This is a genomic window from Desulfatibacillum aliphaticivorans DSM 15576 (assembly GCF_000429905.1).
GTDB classification, from domain to species: Bacteria; Desulfobacterota; Desulfobacteria; order Desulfobacterales; family Desulfatibacillaceae; genus Desulfatibacillum; species Desulfatibacillum aliphaticivorans.
On record NZ_AUCT01000002.1, the window covers coordinates 128,634 to 143,529 of the forward strand.

The window sequence follows — 14,896 nt, forward strand, 5'->3', positions numbered from 1 at the left end:
CGATAGACTGAATTATACATGATTTAAGACGTTAGGCAATAGCATGTTTGAAATCCGTTTGGAATCCGGCAGTTAGTTTCATTCATATTTGTAAAACCCTGGGGAAAATTGAGATTTTCGTCTGTTTTTATAAAACCATCGCCTTGACACCCTGCGGGGAAGCCAGTCGGAGGACGCTCGCCGTCGGAATTTGGAAAGAGAAAGGATGCACCGAGGCGCCGCCCGACAGGACCATGGAAGTCCTTGGGAATGGATCAGGCCCCTGGGGCCTTTTAGGGCTTGAGTGAAAAAAAAGTATTCCGGTGTAGAAAAAAGGGGCAGGCTGGACCCCCGGACCTTTGGTAAAAAGGTCCGGGGATAATAAGCCTTAGGGCTTTACAATCTTGCCGGATTTAATGCAGTTGGTGCAAACCGTGATTTTTTTAACCTGTCCATTTTCCTGCAAGCTGCGGACTTTCTGCAGGTTGGGGTTAAAACGGCGTTTGTTCACGTTATGGGCATGGCTGACGTTGTTGCCGACCATGGGTTTTTTTCCGCATATTTCACACATTCTGGACATGATTCATTCTCCTGGCTGTTCTATATCGTCTTTGGGGCCCCCAAAGACGAGCCCCTGCAAAAGAACAATCTGGTATACCAAACAGCCGGTCTTGTAAAGTCTTTTTTTTTAATTTTATCCGTGAAAAAGAAAAGGCGGAGGCCTTAAACAAGGCTGCTCCGCGCTTTTCAAAACCTATTCAGATTCGGGCGGGCCGGACTCCGCCTCGGGAATGACAATCCCCTTTTTGACGGCCTTGGCCCGTTCCTTGTCCAATTTCTTTTTATACTTCTCAGCCTCTTCCCGGCGTTCTTCCTGGGCTTTGGCCTTCAATTCCATGGCCTGGGCCTCTTCCTTGGCGATAAAGGCATCGCACAAGGCCACATATTCCAAAGCCTGGCGATGCACCCCCACGTCCGGGTAGGCGGCGAGAATGTCTCTAAAGCGCACACGGGCTGCGTGAAACTCTTTCGCCTTAAAATAATAAGCGCCCACAAACAGGTCATGGCGGGCCAGGGTTTCCTGGCAAATCTTGATGTGTTCCAGAGCCATGGCCGCTTCCGCGGAGGCGGGATATTCCCGGGTGAGCCGCAGAAAATTCTCCAAAGCCGATTCCGTGGCCGTCTGGTCCCTGTCCGGCAGGGCTTTTTGCTCGAAATAGCACATGCCGATTTGAAAAATCACGTAGGGAATGGCGTCGTTCCTGGGATGCAGGCTTTCAAAATACTCATAGGCGTAGATGGCGTCTTCGTAATTTTTTCTTTTAAAATAGGAGTCCGCCAGTTTCAGCTCCGCCAGAATGGCGTACTTGCTGAAAGGGTACCAGTCCTTGAGCTTCTCAAAAGACTCGATGGCCTGGGTGTAATCGCCTTTTTCATAATACCGGATCCCGTCCGCAGCCAGTTCCTCGGCGGGTTTTTCCTTGGAATCCTTGAACCAGGAGCATCCCGGCGCCATGAGGGCCAGGATGAGAAGGACTAATAGCGTCTTTTTCAAGATTTTACCTGCTCTACGTAATGTTCCGCGCTGACGGCGGCGATTGCGGCGTCGCCTACTGCCGTGGCGACCTGCCGTAAGGGAGTGTTGCGTACGTCGCCCACTGCGAACACGCCGGGGACCGAGGTTTGCATCCTGGCGTCGGTGACGATAAAGCCGCCGTCATCCACTTCCACGGCGCCGCTGAGGAAGTCCGTGTTGGGCAGAATGCCCACCCAGATGAAGCAGCCTTCCACGGCCAATTCCCTGGTTTCGCCGGTTTTCACGTTTTCCACCAAGACCTTGTCCAGGCCGAACAGCCCGTCCACCTTGGTGACGATGGAATCCCAGAGGATTTCAACCTTGTCGTTGGCGAAAACCCGGTCCTGGAGGATTTTTGTGGCCCTAAGCTGGTCCCTGCGGTGAATCAGGTAGACCTTGTCCACAAACTTGGTCAGGTACAGGCTTTCCTGCACTGCGGTGTCTCCGCCGCCCACGGCGGCCACGGCCTTATTCCTGTAAAAAGGAGCGTCGCAGGTGGCGCAGGTGGAAATGCCTTTGCCCATGAACTGCTTCTCTCCGGGCACGCCCAATTTTTTCGGGGAGGCGCCGGTGGCCAAAATCACAGTAGTAGCGGTGAGGGCCGCCCCGTCGGACAGGCTGACCTTCTTAAGATCCCCGGTAAAATCCACGGAAACGACTTCGCGGCTTTCTATGGGAACCCCGAAATTTTCGGCCTGGGCCTTCATGGCTTCCACGAGTTCCCAGCCGGTGAGCCCTTTGGGAAAACCAGGGTAGTTTTCAATAAAATCCGTCACCAGGATCTGGCCGCCGACGGAGGCCTTTTCCAGGAGAAGCACTTTCATGCCCGCCCGGGCCGCGTAGATGCCTGCGGTAAGCCCGCCCGGACCGCCGCCTATAATCAGGCAGTCGTAATGGGAGTCGCTCATTGATTTATCTTCCGGCTTTTAAGGTGATAAAAATTTACAGGGCCTTGTTCAGCGCTTCTTCTATTTTGGCGCGAGGCACGTTGCCCGTAATCTGCTCCACCACTTCTCCTCCCTTGAAAACAATCAGGGTGGGGATAGCGCGAATTCCGAATTTGCTGGGGGTGGCGGGGTTGTCGTCCACATTGCACTTGGCGAATGCGACTTTGTCGCCCATCTGGGCAGCCAGTTCCTCAACGACGGGAGCGATAGCGCGGCAGGGGCCGCACCAGGGAGCCCAGAAATCCACGAGCACGGGTTTGTCCGACTGCATAACGTCGCTGTCAAAGCTGGAATCGTTTACTTCCAAAATGCCTTCAGCCATGATGTATTCCTTTCCTTTTTATAAAGGCCTCTGGCCTTTTATGGTTGCGCATTCTCCGGCCTGTGTGCATATTTGACGCAAGGCGCAGGAACGCGAAGGAGTTGTACTGTCATGATAGTATCGCTTCTCGATAATGTCAACCTGCCAGGGCTGGGGAAACAGCCGTTAATTCCCACAAAAAGGGCGTTGCCAAAGCCCCTTATAAAGCGTACCATGGCCCTGGCTGTCTTTTAGGCCTGTTGGAAAAATTGCAGACTTGTTTTAAGGAGGCGACATGAGCCATCATCATAACGACGACCACGCCCATGATCACGGGCACGATCACGGGCACTGCCATGATCACGGACATGACCATGAACATACCCATGCCCACAGCCATTCCCACAGCCACGGGGACGGACAGGATCACGGGCATGCCCACGAGGGCCAGGCGCCCAAAGAGCACGAACACGGGCATACGCACTCCCACGCCCATGATCACGACCACAGCGCAGGGGATCACGGCCACACCCATGAAACGGTTTCCACCATGACCATGGGGGAAAAGCTGGCCAAGCTGCTGGACCATTGGGTGGCCCATAACCAGGACCACGCCAATACCTACGAAACCTGGGCGGCCAGGGCGGACGAGGAAGGCATGGGCGACGTGGCGGTTTTGCTGCGTAAGGCGGGCGACATGAACCTGGAAATCAACAAGGTGTTTCAGGAAGCGGCCTCCAAGCTGAAGTAAAGCCTACTGGTTGCCAAGGGGACGCAAAATTAAAATAGCGTCGTCTTAGAATCCCGGAAAACAGGAATCCCAAAAGCCGGCAACCGGCTTTTGGGAGCCTTGTTTCGGGATATTATCGGGTTGGGAAGGGGCTTCGGCCCTCGTATCGTATGGAATGCAACTTGCATAAATATCGCGTGGATCCTCGGGAGATTCACTTTATCCGCTTTATCATGGAAGCCTGCGATCACGTGGCTGTGGTTTCCACCATCGACGTTAAATCCGGGCTAATTTCTCTGTCCGTGCCGCCGGACAGGGAGGAGGAAGCGGAGGAGATCATGAATTCCCTGGGCAGGTCCATGTTTTTGGATAAGCTGGAAGACAGAGAGCAGACGCCTTGAAACCAAAGAAATTATATATCAAAACAATGGGATGCCAAATGAACGTCTACGACTCGGAGGCCATGGCCCGGGTTTTGGCGCCCATGGGATACGAACTGACGGCCCATAAAAAGGACGCGGATTGCCTGCTGTTAAACACCTGCGCCATTCGCGCCAAGGCGGAACAGAAAGTTTTCAGCTACCTGGGAAGGCTAACGGGCCTGAAAGGGAACAACCCGGACCTGCTTATTGGCGTGGGCGGCTGCGTGGCCCAACAGGAGGCCAAAAAAATTTTCGACCGGGCGCCCCACGTGGATTTTGTATTCGGCCCCCATGCCATCAACCGGCTCCCTGAAATCGTCGCCCAGGCGGAGCAGGGAAAGCGGCATGTTGCGGCCACGGAATTTCTGGATTTCTTTGAAGAAATCAAACAGCCTCACCTGGACAAAGCCGGTCCGGAGGAAAGCGGCGTTTCCGCCTTTGTAACCATCATGTCCGGCTGCGACAACTATTGCACTTATTGCGTGGTGCCCCACGTTCGGGGCAGGGAGATGAGCCGGGACAGCCAGGCCATCCTGGCCGAGGTGGAAAATCTGGCCGCCAAGGGCGTTAAGGAAATCACCCTTTTGGGCCAAAACGTCAATTCCTACGGAAACAAGGAAGGCTTCGGCTCCTTTGCGGGTCTGCTGCGTTTGGTTCATGAGGCTGAAGGCGTGGAGCGGATTCGGTTCACCACCTCCCATCCCAAGGATTTATCGCAGGAATTAATACAGGCCTTTGCGGAGCTTCCCAAGTTGTGCAAGCATATCCATTTGCCTGTCCAGTCCGGATCCAACCGCATTCTTAAGAAAATGAACCGCGGCTATACCCGGGAGGACTATTTGGGCAAGGTGCGCGCTTTGAGGGAAGCCTGCCCGGAAATCCGGCTGACCACGGACATCATTGCGGGGTTTCCATCGGAAACCGAAGAGGATTTCCAGGACACCATGGATCTTATCCGCCGGGCGGATTACGATTCCCTGTTTGCATTCATGTATTCGGACCGCCCCTCGGCGCCCGCCGTCAAATTTCCCGACAAACTGAGCGAAGAGGTGAAAAGCCGCCGTCTGACCCAGGTGCTGAAGGTTTCGGAGGAAATAACCCGGGCCAAGCACGCCGCCATGGTGGGCTCCAAACAGCAGGTTTTGGTGGAAGGAAGAAGCGTTCAGAACCCGGAGCAATGGCGAGGCAGGACCGGAGGCCACGTTACGGTCAATTTTCTGGCCCCCGCCAGCGGGGATCTTGTGGGAAAACAGGTGGACGTTTTAATAGAAAACGGGTATTCTAATTCCTTGTCAGGAAAGTTATGGACAGAGGACGGAGACTGCCCCAAGCCCCCAACGGAGGAAAGCCATGCTGCATGAAATGGAGGTAGCTGGACTTGCCCTGGACCCTTCCAACAACACTCCGATTTTGGTGTTGAAATCCCTGGACGGCGAGCAAACCCTACCCATCTGGATCGGGCTGCTGGAGGCGGCTTCCATTGCCATGGCCCTGCAAAACGTGGAGTTCAGCAGGCCCATGACGCACGACCTGTTCAAGAATTTCGTGGACACTCTGGCCATTAGCGTAGATAAGGTGGAGGTGTGCGACCTCCAGGAAAGCACCTTTTTCGCCAGAATTTTCTTCAAGGGGGAAGAAGGTGAGTTCTCCCTGGACGCCAGGCCCAGCGACGCCATAGCCATCGCCCTTCGGACCAAGTCGCCCATTTTCGCCGAAGACGAGGTCATCGCCAAATCATCGACATCGGGCCCGGCCGTTGCGGAAGACGAAAGCGAAGAGGGTAAAAAGTGGGCCGAATACCTGGAAAAACTCAACCCCGAGGATTTCGGGAAATATAAAATGTGATTCCCCATGATTGATCTGCATACCCATACGATTTTTTCGGACGGCGTCCTCATTCCCGCGGAACTGGCGCGCCGCGCCCAGGTGGCGGGCCTGACGGCCATGGCCATGACGGACCACGGGGATCATTCCAACCTGGACTTCATCATCCCCAGGCTGGTTACGGTGGCCCAGGAGTTGAACGCGGCCATGCCTTTCACCGTGATTCCCGGCATTGAACTGACCCATGTGCCACCGTCCATCATTGCTGACGCGGCCGCCAAGGCCAGGGACTTGGGAGCGCAAATTGTGGTGGTTCACGGAGAAACCATCGTGGAGCCCGTATGCCCCGGAACCAATCAGGCGGCCATCGAGGCCTGCGTGGACGTGCTGGCCCACCCCGGTCAGATCACCGAAGCAGAGGCGGCTCTGGCTGCGGATAAAGGGGTGCTTTTGGAAATCACCGGACGCAAGGGCCATAGCCTGACCAACGGGCATGTGGCGCGCATGGCGAAAAAAGTCGGCGCCCGCCTTGTGGTGAACTCCGACTCCCACGCGCCCGGCGACCTCATGAGTCCGGAATGGGCGGAAAAGGTGGTTTTAGGCGCCGGCTTGACACGCGAGGATTTTCAGGCCATGCAAAAGGAGGCCCGGGCTTTTCTCCCCAATCAAACGCAGGAAACAAGCGCTTCGTTGAGAATGCTTGTTGTGGATGACGACGCCATGAGCCGCATGGTGTTATGCCGCGCTTTGGGCGCCCATGGGGAATGCCTGACCGCCGCCAACGGCCGCGAAGCCATAGACGCTTTTCGCCAGGCCCTGGCGGAAAACAGGCCCTTTGACATGATTACCCTGGATGTGATGATGCCGGACGTGGACGGGAGGTCCGCCCTGGCCCAGATTCGCTTCTTGGAAGAAGATAGAGATATCGAGCCCGAAAACAGAACCAAGATTATTATGACCACCACCCTTTCGGAAAGAAAAGATATTGAGGGGGCGTTCAGGGATCAGTGCGATGCATATGTCACCAAACCCGTCAGAGTGGACGAACTTTTGGAACGGGTGAGGCAATTCGGGCTCATCGACTGATTGCAAACGCCGGGGAGGACATTTGAGGCCGTTTTTTTTCATCAAAACGTTTAGTGCACTGGCTTGCTGTTTAATCTGCCTTGCGGGTTTGGGACATGCCGTGGAAGTGAGCATCGCCCAAGCCGAAGCCAAGTCAGGCGAAACAATCTCCGTACCGATTATGATTGACGCGGTGGACAACCTGGCCGGGGTGAAACTGGTGGTCCTGTACGACGCTAACGTGCTGGAATTCAAGAACGCCGTCAAAGGCCCCAAAGCCGGCAGCCTGATGCATGTGGTCAACAGCAAGACGCCGGGCCGGGTGGTGGTGGTCATGGCCGGCGCCCGAGGCATCAAAGGCGAAAATTTTCCCATAGTCACCCTGGACTTTCTGGCCAAGCCCTGCGCCCAGGAATCCTGTATCTCCAACCTGAAAATTACAGAGGCTCAACTCATGAGCGACAAGCTCAAGGATCTGGAATTTTCACTGAAATCTCAAGATGTTGTAGTCGTTCCATCCAAGGAGGCCACTGCCTCGCCGGCCCCGCCGGAAAAAATGCCGAACGCCTCCTGAAATATTTTGACAAGCCGAGAAAAAGCGTGTTACCCATAGCCGTTTTGACCAACGCCTAACTTTTGGCTGACGCGGTTCATGACCTTGTCATGTTATCCAGGAGGATTAGTATGCCCTACCCCTACGAGAAGTTGACCAAGCTCCCCGCGCGCGAAAAACTCACGCTGCTCATGAGAAACGAAAAACTTTTCCACATTATATTCGCCGAACAATTCGGCAAAAAAACCCTGGATTTGTTGTTTGGCGTGGCCACCAAACTGCGCAAGATCGCGAAATCCCGCGAAGGACAGGACTTCCTGGGCAATCTTCTGGCCCACAAGTCGGCCATGCTGTATTTCACCCAGCCTTCCACAAGAACCTATTTGTCCTTTGTGCGGGCGTGCCAGTTTTTGGGCATGAACTACGCCGAAGTCCGGGACCCCAGCATTTCGTCCTCGTTCAAAGGGGAGAGCGATATTGACGGCGTGCGCACCTTTTCCAATTATTTCGACCTGATCATCATGCGCCACGCCGAGGGGGGATTCGCCGAAAGGGTGGCCTATCTCATGAACGAAACGGGCAGGCCCATCCCGGTCATCAGCGCGGGCGCGGGCCCTGACGAGCATCCCACCCAGGCGCTTTTGGATCTGTATACGTTAAACCGCTCCTTTGGGGAAAGGGCCGGCGGCATCAACGGCATTCACATCGCCTTTATGGGCGACGTGGCGCGAGGCCGCACGGTGCGCTCTTTGGCCAAACTCCTCACCCGGTACGAAAACATCCACATGTCCTTTGTGTCTCCCCCGGAATTGAAAATCAAAGAAGATCTAAGAAAATGGCTGGACCGCAGAGGCGCCAAGTTCCAGGAAATCGAGGACGTGAACACCATTATCAAGGATATTGACGCCATTTACGTCACCCGCATTCAGGACGAGTACAAAGACGAAAGCATTGTGGAGGAAGAAGTCAATTACGAACCTTATTGCCTGACCATGGAGCAGGTGAACCTGATGAAGCCAACGGCGATCGTCATGCACCCCCTGCCCCGGCGCGACGAGCTGGACGTGAGGATCGACCAGGATCCCCGGGCCGCTTACTGGAAGCAGGAGCGCAACGGCATGTGGATTCGGGCCGCCCTGGTGGCTTATGTTTTTAACGCGGACAGCCTGATCAACCACTATTATACGGAAAATTACAGCCACTAAAAATGCTGAAGCCGCCCCGGGCGGTTGCTATTAGGAATTATAAAGCCGATGGGCGTTTTTTGCGCCCGCCGGCTTTTTTTTTGTTGCAGTGAAGCAAAAGACGAAGTGGATTATTGCGCCTCTGTGAAAAACGACGCTGGGTCCCCGCTTGCGGACGATCCTGAAAAAACGGATCGCCCTTGCGGGGATGACGGTCTTGCCGGGCGCCGGAGAGTTCTTCAGGCGATTGCAATTTCAGAAGCAATCAAAGTTGCAAGGGCGCAACGAGGCGAATTTTGTTGGGTTTCGCGGGGCTCTACCCAACAGCGCGGCATGGAGAGTCATGGGTTGGGTTAAGAAGTCCGGCGTTCAAGCTGAAAGCCAGCGATCATGCATGCGGACTTCAGACCCAACAAAATGTCGCCCCAATTGATGCCCAAAAAAACAGCCCGAAAAACGCCTTTAAAAGCATTATGCGGGCTGGGTTGTTTTGCATTTTCAATAGGGACGGCGGTGGGCTTGATTACTCCGTCCCAGGCACGGTCTGGGTTAAAATCGCCAGGCCGGACTCCTGCATTTCCCTTTGTAACTGCAAATTGGCGTTCAACACGGCCGATTGCTCCGGGCTTAAAAGGCCGTCCGTCATCTGGCTGATTTCGTGATGATAGGTCGCCAGGTCCTCGGTTCTTTCAAAGGCTATTTCCGGGTCCTGAAGCACCCGGGCGAAGCCCTGGGGCGTGCGCGTGGACTGCAAAGACGGGTAGTCCTGTATTTGCTGCACCATCAGATCCAGCAACTGCTCCTCGTACACGGCGTTGAGCGGGACGTCCGCGTCCTTTTCGGCCAGCACAGCCAGTTGATGCTGTATGCGGGCCATGCGAACGTCTTCAAAATCCTGATAGACCTGATTCAGCTCCTCCCCCAAAGTCTGGGCGATAGCGGCGTCCAAGGGCTGGACCACCGCGGCGGCCTGCTCCGCCAGTTCGGCCCGCTGGCCTTCCGTCAAATCCCGGGAGAGGAGTTGGACGATATATTCGTTGGCCGCGGCCTGTCTTTCTATAACGAGTGCGCGGAATCGCTCTGCAGTTTCCGGCGGAAGGTCGAGGAGTTCGTCCAGGGCGTTATCCAGCATATTGGAGGCCGCCCGGTGACGGGTGCGCAAAATGCTTCCCTGCTTCATTTTTTGTATGGCTTGGACTTCGGCGGAATTGGGAGGAGGAAAGGCGGGAGGCTCAACTCTTCCTGCTTCCGGAAGGTCTTGAATCTGCTTTTCAAAGGCCTCCACCGCCGCCTGGTAATTCCGCCCCTGATTCAGGCGGCTTTTCTCCTGGGATACTGTGTCGGGAATGACGGGCAAACGGGCTTCATCCAGCAAAGCTTCCAAACGGTGCACTTTTGCGGATAACAGTTTGACCTGTCTTTGAGCTTCTCTCAGCTTTTCATGCTCGAAATAATTGAGCCAGGCCAAGGCGATGATCACCAGAGTAACGACAAAGCTGATCTTCCTGGATCGCATTTTAGACGCATCCTCAAACGCCGGGAACGCAAGTATGTCATGTAAGGAAAGGGGCGGCCGGGATTAATCTTCGGGCTCCGCCCACACAATGTGGCTTTTGTTGATGAACAAGACCTTGCCGGAGCATCCTCGATTCTCACAATTGGTGAGAACGATAAACTGGCTGTCCCCCTTGGTGAAAAGGTCGGAGACTCTTTCCTTAATGCCTATGTTGACCTCGCCCATGAGGGTGGATCCGTCAGTCGTCCGGACCGTGATACGCCTGTAGTCCTTTTTAAAGACATCCATCCTGGCTTTTTCATATAGCTTTTCCGGCGGCACGATCATCACCTCCATTGCATATCATGATTAGGTGTGTGAAGCGTTAAGTTGGATTTGACCACAAGCAGGGCCGGTCTGTCAACCCGGATTATCCGTTAATATGCCTGAACTGTGTGCAATTTCACTAGGGCGCCAGCATTTGGCATTCAGGCGCTTTGCCTTTTGCCAATTGTATAAGGGCGCCGGCCGACGAACGGCTCATTGCGCAGTTGACGACCAGGGTTTTTCCGGCCATGGCCGTTCCGGCATTTTCGTGGATGTGCCCGCAAATGCACACCGCCGGTTCGCGTTTTTTAATCAGGGAAGCCACGCTTTTTGAGCCTGCATTGAACTTGCCCAGAACCTTGTCCGTCACGCCGTAAGGAGGCGGATGCACCACCATGACGCAACCCGGCGTCAGAAGATTATCCAGGCGGCTTACAACGCCTTTTTCAAACAAGGCCAGCTTGGAGCGGAACGGAATGGGAACCGTCCCCCCGGCGCCCACGAAGGTCGCGCCTTCCAGCATGGCGGTTTTCAGGTGCAAATCCTCCACCCTGGGCGTTTTTGCCGCAAGCTCTTGAATGGATTTACCGTCCGTATTGCCTTTTATGACAAAAACAGGCAGCCCCAGGGCGCTCAAGGCCTGCATGACGTCCTGGGCGCCTTTGCCCATGTGGCTGGCCAGATCTCCGGCGGCAATCAGGACGTCGGGCTTTTCCCGCTGCACAATTTTCTTTATGGCTTCCAGATGGCCGGGGTTCCCATGGATGTCGGCCACGGCGTATATCAGCATGGATCTCCTATTTAGACCACATTTGCGCCAGATGGTCCTTTATTTCAAAAAAATCCTGATAAGGAATATATTCCAGATTGTGTTTGTCCATGTATTTGGCGAGGCTCGCCCGGGCGAAAACAGTCTGGGCGGCCAGCCCCATATTCAGGTCCGTAACTCCGTCCCCTATGGCGATGCTGTGCTTGTAATTATACATGCTCATCACCTTGGCCTTGGCCATCAGCTCGTCGCCCTCCTCAAAATCCGCCAGAACCTTCATGTTGGGGCCGTCCAAGTCCAGGGACAAGGAATAAATACCCGTCAACCGCTTCGTCAAGGGGCCTAAAATGGCCTGGGCCATGACATGCAGCCCGCCGGAAACCAGGATGAAGGGGACGCCGCGTTTGTCCAGAAAGTCCAGAAACTCCACGAATCCCGGCCGGATTTCCTTACCCTCGCAAAATTCGATGATATCCCCGTAAGCGCTGGATGGAAGCGATTCCACAAGCATGCGCACCCCTTGAGCCAAAGTGGCCTTGCCTGCGTAAATCTGCTCCAAAACCTGCCGGGCCTTATCCGGAACCATCTCCATAAGCATGGTGGAAAAGGTTTCCTGGACGGTAATGGTGCCGTCAAAGTCGCAAAAAACTATATTGTCGTATTCTGGTTGCATGGATCTTCCAATGGGAGAAGCACGGTGAACCGGCTTCCCTTTCCTACTTCGCTTTCCACGGATATGGACGCGCCCATGGAATCCAAAATTCCTTTGACGATGGACAGCCCCAATCCCGTGCCGGTGATAAAACGGGTCTTGTCGTTCTTGACCCGGTAAAACTTGTCGAAAATATTCGCCAAATGTTTTTCTTCAATGCCAAAGCCCGTATCCGCCACAGTCACCTGGATGGCTTTTTCGTCGCCCCCGACCTCCACGGTGACGGAGCCGCCCTCGGGAGTGTAATTGATGGCGTTGGCGACCAGGTTGCCGAAAACGCTTTCCAGGGCCATGGGGTCCACGCGCATCTTCGGCAGGGGGGAAGCCGGCAGCGTAACTCCCAATTCCTGATTTTTGGCCTTTGCCTTGGCCTGCATAAAGTCCACAATGCTGGAAAGCAGCTCCTCCACCTGTAAAGGAACCTGCTGCTGGGCCACGTTGCCGCACTCGATCCGGGACACGTCCAGCAAATCGCCTATGAGGTCAATCAGGGACTGGGTTTTGTCCTTGGCCCGGGACAACAGATATTGCTCCTGCTCCGTGGCTTCATCAACCACGCCCTGAATGACCAGGGCCAATTGCTCCCTGATGGTCGCCAGGGGGGACCGAAGCTCATGGGACACCTTGGCCACAAACTCGGACTTCAAGCGATCCAGCATTTTCATGGCCGTGACGTCGTTCAAAACCACCACGGCGCCCAGACATTCCCCGTCTTCACTTAACACGGGTCTGCCGCGCGCTAAAAGATATTTATCCTCGGACAGGGCGAATTCCACGGCGGGCGCCTGATCCGCGTCCGAAAATTTCCCCTGGGAAATTTCCATGGCCAAATTGACCACGCCGTCATCCGGAACATATTCGTTCATGGATTTGCCGGGCTCAGTGTCGGGAGGCAGGCCCAGGTGGCGCAAAAACGCCGGGTTCATAAGAACCACCTGGCCTTCCTGGTTGGTGACCACCATTCCGTTTGGCAGGGCTTCGATGATGGTGCGGACGCGGCTTTGCTCCTTGCCGAGATCGGCCAGGGTCCGCTGGCGTTTGGCCTCCAGTTCCAGGGTCTCCTGGCGAAGGCGCAGCTTTTCAATGGCTCTGCCGGCCACAATCCGTAACTGGGCGGGTTCAAAGGGCTTGGGTATAAAGTCGTAAGCCCCTTGCTTCATGGCTTCAATGGCGGTCTCCACCGTGGCGTAGCCGGTAATCACAATGACCAGGATGTCCGTATCCTTTTCGTGAATGCGGCGCAGGACCTCCATGCCGTCAATTCCCGGCATTTTCAGGTCCAAAAAAACGATGGAAGGCCGCCACGTCTCCATCAGGTCCAGGGCCTCCTCGCCGCGGGAGGCCTTTCGCACCTCGCAATCCATGCGGATGAGGATGCGTTCGCACCCGTCCCGAATGTCCTTCTCATCGTCAACGACCAGAATCTGCATGATTTCCTGACTGTTTTTCATAGGCTAACCTTATTCATCCGCGCCGTCTTGGTCCGAGTCAAACTCCAGGGGCAGTTCGATTCTAAAAACCGCGCCCCCGTCATGATTGTTAGAGGCCATAATCCTGCCGTGATGGCTTTCAACGATTCCATACACCAGAGAAAGTCCTAAACCCGTGCCTTTGCCTTGCTCCTTGGTGGTGTAAAAGGGCTCGAAAACATGGGGCAGGACGTCCTTGGGTATGCCGGGGCCGGTGTCGGAAATTTCAATGGCTGCGATCTTCCTCCCGGGAATGAGGTAAGAGGTGACCCGCAACTCGCCCCTTCCCTCCATAGCCTCGGCCGCGTTTAAAATGATGTTCATAAACACGTGGTTAAGCTGCTGAATGTCCGCGGGAACCGGCGGCAGGTCCTCCGCCAGGTTCTTAACAATAATGATGTTCTGGAAGACAGACTGATTTTCCAGCAAAAACAGGGTCCGGGATATGGCCCGGTTCAGGTCGTGAGGACGGACTTCCTGGCGTGTCTGGCGTGCGAACTCCAGCAACTCCTTGACAATGTCCCGGGAACGCTGGGCGTCGTCCAGGATGCGCTTTAAGTCCGCCACCGCGCCTTCCGGCAGTTCGTATTCCTCCAGAATCAACTGGGCGAACAGGATGATGCCCCCCAATGGGTTGTTCAACTGATGGGCCACCCCGGCGGCCAGCTTGCCAAGGGACGCCATTTTTTCGGCTTGCAAAAGCTGCACCTGGGTTTTGTGCAGTTCCTGCCGGATCTCCAGGGCCTGGCGCATGTCGTGGAAAAAGCCGATGGTGGCCACTTCGCGTTCGTTTTCGTAAATAATGGAGGCGTTCAAGCGAATGGGCACCAGATCGCCGTTCTTGGACACCACGTCCACGGGATAGGATTTGAGCTTGCCCTTGCCCCCGTATTCTTCGGAACGCAGCTTGGCCATGATGTTCTTGGCGCCGTCGCCCGGGTAGACGTCCCGGATGTCCATTTCATACAGGGCGTAATTCCGGTCGAACCCGGAAATGTCCGAGGCTGCCTGATTAAACACTATGATCCTGCCGGTTTTATCCGCGGCGATAACCCCATCCACGGAACTATTGATGAGGTTGTGTAAAAAGGCGTTGGTGCGCTGCAACTGGGCCTCCAGCCCTCCAAGAGCAGGCACGTCCAGGTCCAAAACCAGGGCGGCCTGAATCTCTCCAGCTGGCTGAATGGGCAAAGCCCGCAGGCAGGAGTCGATGTCCGGCCCCACAAACTCATCGCCGGAAACGGAAGCTGCGTTTCCGGAGCTAAAAACCAGCTTGGCCGGGCATTGGTCGCAGGGGGAATCATTATTGTGCAAAATTTGATAGCAATGCTTGCCTATGAGCGACTCGTCAAAGCGGTCCTGGACGAACTTGTTGGCGCCCAGGATGATGTAGTCCGGTGAGATAACCACCAGTTTGCGTGAAAAGGCGTCCACCCCGGCTAGCAGGGCGCGTACTTCTTCGTCCGATCTCTGCATGGTTTTCCCCCTGAATGGTATTTCCGAATTATATGCGGCCGAAATTAGGATCCAGGAACTTATTTAT

The 14,896-nt window shown here is 55.1% G+C and carries 17 protein-coding genes; 7 read left to right on the top strand and 10 right to left on the bottom strand.

Going from position 1 to position 14,896, the window contains the following annotated elements; genetic code table 11:
• Positions 1-367 precede the first annotated feature (367 nt).
• The 4 genes from rpmB to trxA form a co-directional block, all read right to left on the bottom strand.
• The gene (gene rpmB, locus G491_RS0102745) at positions 368-559 is read right to left on the bottom strand and encodes a 50S ribosomal protein L28 (RefSeq protein ID WP_015947170.1); all 192 of its coding nucleotides are present in this window, start codon (positions 557-559) and stop codon (positions 368-370) included.
• A 174-nt stretch (positions 560-733) separates the two neighbouring features.
• Positions 734-1,534: an outer membrane protein assembly factor BamD gene (gene bamD, locus G491_RS0102750; protein ID WP_015947171.1), complete on the bottom strand. Its 801-nt coding sequence runs from the start codon at positions 1,532-1,534 to the stop codon at positions 734-736.
• Positions 1,531-2,463, bottom strand: a complete 933-nt coding sequence (gene trxB / locus G491_RS0102755; RefSeq protein ID WP_015947172.1) for a thioredoxin-disulfide reductase — start codon at positions 2,461-2,463, stop codon at positions 1,531-1,533. The genes bamD and trxB overlap by 4 nt, the downstream gene beginning before the upstream one ends.
• 34 nt (positions 2,464-2,497) lie before the next feature.
• Positions 2,498-2,824, bottom strand: a complete 327-nt coding sequence (gene trxA, locus G491_RS0102760) for a thioredoxin (RefSeq protein ID WP_015947173.1) — start codon at positions 2,822-2,824, stop codon at positions 2,498-2,500.
• A 274-nt stretch (positions 2,825-3,098) separates the two neighbouring features.
• Here trxA and G491_RS35255 point away from each other — a divergent pair, with 274 nt between their 5' ends.
• The 7 genes from G491_RS35255 (at position 3,099) to pyrB (ending at position 8,602) form a co-directional block, all read left to right on the top strand.
• Entirely contained in the window at positions 3,099-3,554 is a 456-nt protein-coding gene (locus G491_RS35255) for a DUF8180 domain-containing protein (RefSeq protein WP_157467938.1), read from the top strand.
• 161 nt (positions 3,555-3,715) lie between these two features.
• Positions 3,716-3,934: a DUF4911 domain-containing protein gene (locus G491_RS0102775; RefSeq protein ID WP_226992352.1), complete on the top strand. Its 219-nt coding sequence runs from the start codon at positions 3,716-3,718 to the stop codon at positions 3,932-3,934.
• Positions 3,931-5,316: a tRNA (N6-isopentenyl adenosine(37)-C2)-methylthiotransferase MiaB gene (miaB, locus tag G491_RS0102780; RefSeq protein ID WP_028313501.1), complete on the top strand. Its 1,386-nt coding sequence runs from the start codon at positions 3,931-3,933 to the stop codon at positions 5,314-5,316. The genes G491_RS0102775 and miaB overlap by 4 nt, the downstream gene beginning before the upstream one ends.
• Positions 5,306-5,800, top strand: coding sequence for a bifunctional nuclease family protein (locus G491_RS0102785; protein ID WP_015947178.1), 495 nt, complete (start codon positions 5,306-5,308; stop codon positions 5,798-5,800). Before miaB ends, G491_RS0102785 begins: the two co-directional genes overlap by 11 nt.
• Positions 5,801-5,806: 6 nt before the next feature.
• A complete protein-coding gene (locus tag G491_RS35260) occupies positions 5,807-6,865 on the top strand; it encodes a histidinol phosphate phosphatase domain-containing protein (RefSeq protein ID WP_015947179.1) in 1,059 nt (352 codons plus the stop codon).
• A gap of 100 nt (positions 6,866-6,965) precedes the next feature.
• On the top strand, positions 6,966-7,418 hold the full coding sequence (locus tag G491_RS0102795; protein ID WP_168161180.1) for a cohesin domain-containing protein: 453 nt from the start codon (positions 6,966-6,968) through the stop codon (positions 7,416-7,418).
• Positions 7,419-7,528: 110 nt separating this feature from the next.
• Entirely contained in the window at positions 7,529-8,602 is a 1,074-nt protein-coding gene (pyrB, locus tag G491_RS29175) for an aspartate carbamoyltransferase (protein ID WP_015947181.1), read from the top strand.
• 502 nt (positions 8,603-9,104) lie between these two features.
• Here pyrB and G491_RS0102805 read toward each other — a convergent pair.
• The 6 genes from G491_RS0102805 to G491_RS0102830 all read right to left on the bottom strand — a co-directional run bounded on the left by G491_RS0102805 (position 9,105) and on the right by G491_RS0102830 (position 14,829).
• On the bottom strand, positions 9,105-10,097 hold the full coding sequence (locus tag G491_RS0102805; RefSeq protein ID WP_028313502.1) for a hypothetical protein: 993 nt from the start codon (positions 10,095-10,097) through the stop codon (positions 9,105-9,107).
• 63 nt (positions 10,098-10,160) lie between these two features.
• Positions 10,161-10,418, bottom strand: coding sequence for a DUF6812 domain-containing protein (locus G491_RS0102810; protein ID WP_015947183.1), 258 nt, complete (start codon positions 10,416-10,418; stop codon positions 10,161-10,163).
• 124 nt (positions 10,419-10,542) lie between these two features.
• Positions 10,543-11,193 (bottom strand): metallophosphoesterase family protein, encoded by a 651-nt coding sequence (locus G491_RS0102815; RefSeq protein WP_015947184.1) that lies wholly within the window; start codon positions 11,191-11,193, stop codon positions 10,543-10,545.
• 7 nt (positions 11,194-11,200) lie between these two features.
• Positions 11,201-11,845 carry an HAD-IB family phosphatase gene (locus G491_RS0102820; protein WP_015947185.1) on the bottom strand — a complete coding sequence of 215 codons (645 nt, stop codon included), beginning with the start codon at positions 11,843-11,845 and terminating at the stop codon, positions 11,201-11,203.
• Positions 11,821-13,335: an ATP-binding response regulator gene (locus G491_RS0102825; RefSeq protein ID WP_028313504.1), complete on the bottom strand. Its 1,515-nt coding sequence runs from the start codon at positions 13,333-13,335 to the stop codon at positions 11,821-11,823. Before G491_RS0102825 ends, G491_RS0102820 begins: the two co-directional genes overlap by 25 nt.
• 9 nt (positions 13,336-13,344) lie before the next feature.
• Positions 13,345-14,829, bottom strand: a complete 1,485-nt coding sequence (locus tag G491_RS0102830) for an ATP-binding protein (protein WP_028313505.1) — start codon at positions 14,827-14,829, stop codon at positions 13,345-13,347.
• Positions 14,830-14,896 lie beyond the last annotated feature (67 nt).

Coding starts and splice junctions, on each gene's coding strand:
- pyrB (WP_015947181.1), top strand. CDS start 7,529: ATGCCCTACCCCTACGAGAAGTTGACCAAGCTCCCCGCGCGCGAAAAA.
- G491_RS0102805 (WP_028313502.1), bottom strand. CDS start 10,097: ATGCGATCCAGGAAGATCAGCTTTGTCGTTACTCTGGTGATCATCGCC.
- trxA (WP_015947173.1), bottom strand. CDS start 2,824: ATGGCTGAAGGCATTTTGGAAGTAAACGATTCCAGCTTTGACAGCGAC.
- G491_RS0102830 (WP_028313505.1), bottom strand. CDS start 14,829: ATGCAGAGATCGGACGAAGAAGTACGCGCCCTGCTAGCCGGGGTGGAC.
- G491_RS0102820 (WP_015947185.1), bottom strand. CDS start 11,845: ATGCAACCAGAATACGACAATATAGTTTTTTGCGACTTTGACGGCACC.
- G491_RS0102815 (WP_015947184.1), bottom strand. CDS start 11,193: ATGCTGATATACGCCGTGGCCGACATCCATGGGAACCCCGGCCATCTG.
- G491_RS0102825 (WP_028313504.1), bottom strand. CDS start 13,335: ATGAAAAACAGTCAGGAAATCATGCAGATTCTGGTCGTTGACGATGAG.
- G491_RS35255 (WP_157467938.1), top strand. CDS start 3,099: ATGAGCCATCATCATAACGACGACCACGCCCATGATCACGGGCACGAT.
- G491_RS35260 (WP_015947179.1), top strand. CDS start 5,807: ATGATTGATCTGCATACCCATACGATTTTTTCGGACGGCGTCCTCATT.
- rpmB (WP_015947170.1), bottom strand. CDS start 559: ATGTCCAGAATGTGTGAAATATGCGGAAAAAAACCCATGGTCGGCAAC.
- trxB (WP_015947172.1), bottom strand. CDS start 2,463: ATGAGCGACTCCCATTACGACTGCCTGATTATAGGCGGCGGTCCGGGC.
- G491_RS0102785 (WP_015947178.1), top strand. CDS start 5,306: ATGCTGCATGAAATGGAGGTAGCTGGACTTGCCCTGGACCCTTCCAAC.